3 protein-coding genes and 1 pseudogene are annotated in these 8,408 nt (G+C 72.1%); 2 read left to right on the top strand and 2 right to left on the bottom strand.

The window, feature by feature from the left end:
* Positions 1 to 35 precede the first annotated feature (35 nt).
* Positions 36 to 1,115, bottom strand: a complete 1,080-nt coding sequence (locus tag NBX02_RS07710) for a M4 family metallopeptidase (RefSeq protein WP_250290619.1) — start codon at positions 1,113 to 1,115, stop codon at positions 36 to 38.
* A 240-nt stretch (positions 1,116 to 1,355) separates the two neighbouring features.
* On the opposite strand from NBX02_RS07710, the pseudogene NBX02_RS07705 reads away from it, so the two are divergent.
* A pseudogene (locus tag NBX02_RS07705) lies at positions 1,356 to 2,730 on the top strand (ISKra4 family transposase).
* A gap of 133 nt (positions 2,731 to 2,863) precedes the next feature.
* Here NBX02_RS07705 and NBX02_RS07700 read toward each other — a convergent pair.
* Positions 2,864 to 3,961, bottom strand: a complete 1,098-nt coding sequence (locus NBX02_RS07700; protein ID WP_250283542.1) for a DUF4143 domain-containing protein — start codon at positions 3,959 to 3,961, stop codon at positions 2,864 to 2,866.
* Here NBX02_RS07700 and NBX02_RS07695 point away from each other — a divergent pair.
* On the top strand, positions 3,960 to 8,408 hold a 4,449-nt coding region (locus NBX02_RS07695), incomplete at its 3' end, for a pentapeptide repeat-containing protein (protein WP_250290618.1). The genes NBX02_RS07700 and NBX02_RS07695 overlap by 2 nt on opposite strands.

Below are 8,408 nucleotides of genomic sequence, written 5' to 3'. Positions count from 1 at the left end.
TGTCAGGCCAGGTCGGGTCGCGGACCCCCGTGTTGTTAGTTCAGCGGAACCTTCACCGCGTCCCAGCCGTCCCGTACCGCCTGGGCTTCGTCGCTGGTCGGACCGTATATCTGCTGTGCCTGACGGAGGGTGATCCGAGCGAACGTACGGAACTCGGGAGAGGGATGGGCGAGCTCGGGGTCCCGCAGCGTGGCATACCAGATGGCGCCCGGCGCTTCCCAGGCGAAACCGCCGAGGGTATCGGCGACGATGTAGAAGGCCCGGTTCGGGATGCCGGAGTTGGTGTGCACGCCGCCGTCGCCCGAGGCCGTGTGGACATAATGGTTCATGTCGGCTGGCTGGTCGTCGTGCCGGTTGGCGGTACCGGGTGCCTTCAGCGACCGCAGTGCCGGCCCGAACGCGGGGCCGACAATGTCCGTGCCGATCAGCCAGTCGGCATCGGAGGCCTTCTGGCTCAACCGGTACTGCTTGACCAGACTACCCATGACATCGGAGATGGACTCGTTGAGCGCGCCGGACTGACCACTGTAGACCAGGTTTGCCTCGTGCTGGGTGACCCCGTGGGTGAGTTCGTGGGCGATCACGTCGAGCCCCGCCGTCGTGCGGGTGAGCTGCTGGCCGTCCCCGTCACCGAAGAACATGCGGCCGGCATCCCAGATGGCGTTGGCGTAGTTTTCCCCATAATGGACTCCGCCGAGCAGCGGCTGCCCCTGGCCGTCGATGGAGTCGCGGTCGAAGATCCGCCAGTAGAAGTCGTACGTCGCGCCGAAGCCGTCGTACGCTTCGTCGACCGCCGGGTCACCGGTCGCCGGTTGTCCTTCGCTCCGTACCGGGGTACCCGGCGTCTGGATTTCCTGATGATGCTGGTCGTAGATGGTGCGCTGTGGCCGGCCGCCCTGCCGGCCGAACGTGGTCGGGCGGGCCTCCCGCCCCCCGGAACGGGCGGCCGTCTCGGCGCGGGCCAGCCGGAACGAGTGGTCCAACTGCAGGGTGCGTAGCGCTGCCGCCCGCTCTTCCTCGGTCTCGCCCTCGCGGACGATCCGAGCCAGCAGGTCGGGTGGGACGATGCAGTGCAACGGCCGGTGCGGCATCGTTCCCGGACGGTACATGACCATGAGAGCCCCTTCCTTCGCTTCCCTTTCGAGCGAGTCGCTCCCCGGTGTACCCATCTACGTAACTAAACGAACACAGAAGGGTGTAGATCTTCCTGAGTGAGGTCGTTGACTGGATGATCCCGGACTGCTGGCCGTGGGTTGATCGCGAAAGGGCTCCTTGTCGCTGTGTTCGCGGGTGTCGAGTCCTGAACGTGTCGCGAGCAAGGAGCCTGGGTGTCAGGGTATGGGGGTTCGCCGGAGGTGGTGCCGGCGGGTGCGTTCGAGCGGTCGGAGGAGCGGTTCGACCGGCTGCGGGTGGGGCTGTCGGGGGCGGGGACCGCCGGCCTGACCCATGCCGATCTTGAGGTGTGGCTGGCGGGGCGGGCGCGGGAACTGACCCGGGCGCTGTTACAGGATCATCTGGATCTGCGGGCTGTGCGGGAGCGGCGGCTGGCCGTGGCGCCGGTGGGGGCGGACGGGGTGGTGCGTACGCGGGTGGAGAAGGCCCATGGCCGGGGGCTTTCGACGGTGTTCGGGCTGGTCAGGGTGTCACGGCTGGCCTACCGAGCGCCGGGGCGGCCAACCTGCATCCGGCCGACGCCGGGCCGAACCTGCCGGATGGGCTGTACTGGCACGGGCTGGCCCGGCTGGTGGCGCTGGAGGCGGCCCGCGGCTCGTTCGACGACGCGGTGGCGGCGGTGGAGCGGGCGACCGGGGTGCGGGTCGGCAAGCGGCAGCTGGTTGAGCTGGCCCGGGCCGGCGCCGCCGACGTCGGCGCCTTCTGCGCCCAGGACCGGCCCGGGGCCGCGGAGCAGGATCGGCTGCTGGTGCTGCAGTTCGATGGCAAGGGCATCGTGATGCGGCCCGAGGGGCTGCGCCCGGCCACCGCGAAGGCCGCGGCGGCGGGGCGGAAGCTGGCGACGAGGCTGTCGCCCGGGGAGAAACAGGGCCGGAGGCGACGGGGAAGTGGCTGGCCGGCTCGGTCGTCGACGACCTCGCCACCGTCGTCGCGCAGGGCTTTGACGAGGCCGAGCGGCGCGCTCCGCACCATGTGCGGACCTGGGTCGTGCTCGTCGACGGCAACAACTCCCAGCTCGACGCCGTCACCGCCGAGGCCGCCCGCCACGGCGTCACCGTCCACATCCTGATCGATTTCATCCCCGTGCTGGAGTACCTGTGGAAGGCCGGCTGGTCGTTCTTCGCCACCGGCGACCCCGACGCCGAGAAGTGGGTCACCGACCGAGCCCGGCTCGTCCTGGAGGGGAAGGCCCGCCAGGTCGCCACCGGGATCCGCCGCCGCGCCACCTCCAACAACTACGACGAGAAGGAACGCAGAGGCGCCGACACCGCCGCCGACTACCTCGACGCCAAGGCCGATCACCTCGACTACGCCGCCGCGCTGGCCAGCGGCTGGCCGATCGCCACCGGCGTCATCGAGGGCGCCTGCCGCCATCTCGTCAAGGACCGCATGGACATCACGGGCGCCCGCTGGGGACTCGACGGCGCCGAAGCCATCGTCACCCTCCGCACACTGATCGCCAACGGCGACTTCGGCGACTACTGGCACTTCCACCTTCTCCAGGAGAAACACCGCAACCACGACAGCCAGTACGCGAGCAGCCGCACACCACCCTGATCAAGTCACTTCAACAGAACTGCACCCAACGCCGATCCCTGCGGATCGGCTTTCCCTGCCCCGCTCCGCGGGGGACCGGATTCCTCCCCGGCCTGAAGGCCGGGGCATCCTCCGGAGCCTTCGGTGACAGTTCTCAGCTCGATGACCAGAGGCTGGCGATGGGGACGGCGAGGACGTGTTCGGTCAGTTGGAAGACCCGCGGGCCGGTGTGGACGAGGAGCACGGCGGCAGGTTTCGGGCCGAGCCGTTCCCACAGCCACTCGAGGTGACGGGCGTCCGCGGGTGAGGGAGCCGCGGACGCCTTGACCTCGATCGCGATGACGTGACCGTCGCGCGTCTCGATGATCAGGTCGATCTCGCGACGGCCGTTGGCGCCGCGCAGGTGGAACATGTCGGCGCCGACGACGCTGAGGGCGCACTCGGCGCGCAGTTGCGTGGCGACGAGTGTGTCGAGGACACGTCCCAGGAGGTCACCGTCACAAAGCGCACGGCGGTGGTCGATACGCAGCAGCGGGCCGAGGAGACCGGGATCGATGAGGTAGCGCTTGGGCAGTCGGACGGCGCGGTCCATGCGGCTGCCCGCCCAGGCCGGGACCCGGTCGGTGACCATAAGAGTGCCAAGAAGATCATCTTGGCCGACCGCGGTCTCCCGGTCGATGCCGGCGGCGTCGTAGAGCAGCTTGTGAGTCGGCACGCCGGCGGTATTCGCGGCTATCGCCCGGAGATATCTCCGCATGCGCAGGGGATCTCTCGCGACACCGAGCGACGGCGCTTCCCGCGTCGCCAGATGGTCGACGTATCCGGTCAACCAGCGGTCGCGGGCTCGTTCGGTCGGGGCCCGCAGCGCTTCGGGCCAGCCGCTGGTAAGTGCCTCCGCCAGGTAGCCGTGCAGGTCCCAGCCGGCGGCGGGGCCGGCGAGGGCGTCCGCGCCACCGCTGACGATCCGATCGACCAGGGATGGCGAGGCCGGGTCGCCGTGGCGTTCCCGGCCGACGAGCGGATACATGGCCAGTCGGACGATCCGGCCGGTCGCGGGCCAGCCCGAGGCGGTGAGGTCCGCCTGTGAGGAACCGGTCAGCACGAATCGTCCCGGACGCGGATCGTCGTCGACCAGGCGGGGGCCGTGGGCCAGGCGGGCCGCAGGCGGGCTGCGGGCACACCGCCGGCCGCCGCCGGCGCGGATCGTGACATTCTTCTTCCCATGAGGCACGGGGGAAGAGAAGCCTGACATGGCGGGATCCGGCGACGGTCGTGACTGCGACTTCTTCATCAGCCATACCGGCTCGGACGCCGCCTGGGCGGCATGGATCGCCTGGCAGCTCGAGGCACGGGTGCGGATCGACGGGCGGCCCGCGCGCACGTTCTTACAGGCGTGGGACATCGTCGCCGGCACGAGCCGGGTGGCCAGTATGCATCGCACGCTGCCGGCGTCGGCCCGGGTGGTAGCCATCCTCTCCCCCACCTACCTGGACGAATCCGAGTACGGCAACGCCGAGTGGCAGACGCTCTGGCCGAACGACCCACAGGGACGCGCGCGCCGGATCGTCCCCGTGCGGGTCGCGGAGTGCCAGCCGGACGGGCTGCTGCGGTCGATCACCTACATCGACCTGGTGGGCCTCGGCGAAACGGCCGCCACCGACGCGCTGCTGACGGGAATCACCGGCTCCATCGAGGGCCGGGCTAAACCCACCGCCGCCCCGCTCTTCCCCGGCCCAGCCGGCCCGCCCGCGTTCCCCGGCCCAGCTGGCACCGGGCCAGCCGGCACCAGGCCAGCCAGCACCAGGCCAGCCAGCACCAGGCCAAGCAACGTTGAGCAGGCCGTCACGGTGCTGCACATCTCCGACACCCAGTTCGGGGCGAACCATGTGTTCGGCAGGACCAGGCTGACCGAGGCCGACCGGGCCCGCTCGTCGCTGTTCGGACGCCTGCACGACGACCTGCGGGAGCGGGCCACGACCGAGGGGCTGCGCCCCGACCTCGTCGTGGTCACCGGCGACCTGGCCGAGACCGGCACCGAGGCCGAGTTCGACCAGGTGTACGACTTCCTCGTCGCGCTGGCGGACAGCCTGGGGCTCGACCGGGGCCGGTTCGCGCTCGTCCCCGGCAACCACGACGTCAACTGGCTGCTCTGCCAGTCCTCTTTCCTGCGCGAGCAGGCGTACGGACGACGGCCGGAACCGCCGTACTGGCCGAAGTGGGAGTTCTTCGCCGACCTGCTCCGGCGGTTCTACGGGGACGACGTGACGACCGGGTTCCAGGTCAACGCCGAGTGGTCGCTGTTCGAGATCCCCGTCCACGGCCGCGGGGTCGTCGTGGCCGGGCTGAACTCGACGATGGCCGAGACGCACGAGGAGCACTACGGCTGGCTCGGCGAGCGCCAGCTCCGCGCGGTCGCCGAGGCGCTGCGCCGCTACGAGCGCGACGGCTGGCTGCGGATCGGCGCGGTGCACCACAACCCGGTCCGCGGCGCGGCCTCGGACGACGAGAACCTGCGCGACGCCGACGACCTGGACAGGATCCTCGGGCCCCACCTGAACCTGCTCCTGCACGGTCACACCCACGACGGCCGGGCCGGCTCGCTGCCGGTCTCCGGGCTGCCGGTGGTGTCCACGGGCAGCGCGGCGGCCGCCGCGTCCGCCCGGCCGTCCGAGGTGGCGAACCAGTACCAGCTGATCCGCATCGACCGGGCCGGGTTCACCCGGTACGCCCGCCGCTACGAGCCGGACCAGCGACGCTGGACGGGCGACCCGCGGATCGACCCGGCCGGCGGCTCCTGGTCGGTGCGCACCCGGCACGAGTTCCGGTCCGTGCACGCGGCGTTCCCGCGCCCGGCGGGGGATGGCGGTGGGGAGAGCGAGCCAGGACGGTACCGCTCCGGCTGGCGCCGGGACGGCCGCTTCCCGGACGGGAGATCTCCCGACGGGCCCTTCCTGGACGACGACGGCCCGTCCGGCGAGCGGCGCTACGGCGAGCCGGCCGGGCCGCGGCCACCCGACCTGCTGGACGAGATCGCCGAGGTGGCCCGCCTGCGCCATCCGGACGCGAGGGTCGATCGGGTCGAGAAGGCGGCGGGAGACGGCGGGCCGCCCGCCCATCTGCGGCTGTGGCGCGCCGAGGGGCGCATCGTCGAGCACCGGATCGTCGGCCTGCTCGACGGCGACGCGGACGCGGCCGGGGTCGACGAGTTCGCGCGGACCGTCCGGCACGGCTACCTGGCCGCCCACCCGGGCGTGTTCACCGACCTCGTCTACACCGGGGCGCAGGCCGCGCCGGGCCTGGTCGCCCACGCCGAGCGGCTCGGCATGACGCTGCTGAGTAGGCCCGAATACCAGGGTGTGCTGGACCTGCGCGACTACGTCCGCCGGCAGACCGACCGGCTGCGTACCGACGTGAACTACCCGCCCGAGCTGTACGTGCCGCAGCGCATCCGCCGTGTCGGCCGCACGCCCGACACAGTGCCGGGCACAGTGCCCGACACAGTGCCCGGCACCGCCCTCGACCAGATCATCGAGTGGCTGACCACGGACGAGGCCCGGTTCGTCCTCGTGCTCGGCGAGCCCGGGTACGGCAAGACCTTCCTCACCCACGAGCTCGCCCTGAAGCTGCCCGGCCACCTGCCGCACGTGGACCCGATGCTGATCGAGCTGGGCAGGCTGGAGAAGTCGCTGGAGCTCGACCAGCTCGTCGCCCAGCATCTGGTGGAGTCGGCGGTCCGCCGGCCGGACCTGGACGCCTTCCGCTACATGCTGGGCCGGGGCCGGCTGGTGCTGATCTGCGACGGCTTCGACGAGCTCGCCGCCCGCGTCACCTACGAACGCGCGGTGGAGGACCTGGACGCCCTGCTGGACGCCCTCGACGGCCGGGCCGGCCCCGATACCCCGGCGGCCGCCGGCCAGGCGAAGATCCTCGTGACGAGCCGGGCCGAGTTCTTCCTGACCGACGACGAGGTGCTGAAGAAGACCGGGGAGAAGGTCGCGCGCACGTTCGGCCGGTACATCGTCCGGTTGACCGAGTTCACCTCCGGGCAGATCCATGATTTCCTGGTCGGGCGTTACGACCGGGCGCTGTCCCAGAAGCTGCCCGATCCCGGCTCCCGCCGTGCCGAGGCGCGGCGGCTGGCGGCGGACCGCCTGGCCCTGATCGAGGAGGTGCGGGACCTCCCCGACCTGGCGCACAACCCGCGGCTGCTGTCGTTCATCGCCGACCTGGACGAGGACCGGCTGCGCCGGGCGCGCCGGCTCCCCGCTGGCACCGCTACCGGCGAGGTCACCGGTGAGGCCGGCGCCGGCGGTCCCGGCGCTGCCAGCGGCGCCAGCGCCGGGACCGCCGGTCCGGCCAAGGAGCCGGCAGAGGGCCCGGACGGCGCATCCGGCACGGTGACCGCCGCCGACCTGTACCGGGAGCTGATCGGCCAGTGGCTGGCCTACGAGCACACCCGGTCACGGGAGCTGACGGTCGACGAACGGGGGGCCGCCGTCACCGAACTCGCCGTCACGCTGTGGCGGGACGGCGCGGCCTTCGTCGGCGTGGCCAGGCTGACCGAGATCGCCGGCCACGTGCTCCGGTCGATGCGCGACCCACGCAGCCGCACCGCGGACGAGACCGCCCACCTGCTCGGTTCCGGCACCGCGCTGCGCCGCGACGCCGACGGCCGGTTCGCCTTCATCCACCAGTCGGTGATGGAGTACCTGGTCGCGGCCGAGATCGCCCGTGTGCTCACGGCGCCGGCCGGCCGCGGTGGCCATGCCGGCGATCTGCTCGCGGCGCAGAAGATGTCGGAGCTGATGGCCGACTTCTTCACCGACCTGGCCGGCCGGGACGCGGCGGCCCGCTGGGCGCAGAACACCGTCACCGATGCGGCGGCGCCCGCGGTGGCGAAGGCGAACGCGGAGCTGGTCGCGCGGCGGCTGGGTGTCCGGCTGCGGACGGGGGCGGACCTGGCCGGTGCCGACCTCGCGGGCGAGGACCTGTCCGGCCAGGACCTGCGCGATGCCGACCTGCGGCGGGCGAACCTGACCGACGCCCGGCTCGACCGCGCCGACCTGCGCGGCGCCGACCTGCGGGCGGCGGTGCTCGCCGGCGCCTCCCTGAAGGGCACCAGGCTCGACGGCGCGGACCTGTCCGAGGCGAGGCTGACCGGGGCGACGCTGAGTGATGTCGCGGCGGAGGGGGTGGTGGCCCATGAGGTGGACCTCGACGGCGCCCGGATCTCCGGCGGAGTCCTGCGCGCGGCCGACCTGACCGGCGCGTCGATGCGGCAGGCGCGGGTGACCGGGGCCGAGCTCACCGGGGTGGACCTGACCGGCGCCGACCTCAGCGGCACCCGCTTCGTCGACACGGATCTCACCGGGGCGACACTGACAGGCAGCAACTGGTCACGGGCCGCCTTTCTCGGCGGCCGGCTCGGCCCCGCCGTGGACGCGCCCGAACTGGCCACGGCAGCGCTCGCCGGGCGAGACCGGGCGCAGGTGATGCCACGGCCAGCGGCATCGCCCCAGTACGCGGTGGCGTTCTCCCCCGACGGCACCACCATCGCCTCCGGCAGCGGCGACGCCACGGTCCGGCTGTGGGAGACGGCCACCGGCCGCCACCTCCACACCCTCACCGGCCACAGAGGCCGGGTGTGGTCGGTGGCGTTCTCCCCCGACAGCACCACCATCGCCACCGGCAGCGACGAC

Source organism: Protofrankia sp. CiP1_Cm_nod1, from assembly GCF_920888515.1.
GTDB lineage: Bacteria > Actinomycetota > Actinomycetes > Frankiales > Frankiaceae > Protofrankia.
This window is presented reverse-complemented; position numbering and strand designations above follow the sequence as displayed.

Bases quoted from the DNA above. Each gene is read 5' to 3' on its own strand.
- NBX02_RS07710 (WP_250290619.1), bottom strand. From the start codon at position 1,115: ATGGTCATGTACCGTCCGGGAACGATGCCGCACCGGCCGTTGCACTGC.
- NBX02_RS07700 (WP_250283542.1), bottom strand. From the start codon at position 3,961: ATGTCAGGCTTCTCTTCCCCCGTGCCTCATGGGAAGAAGAATGTCACG.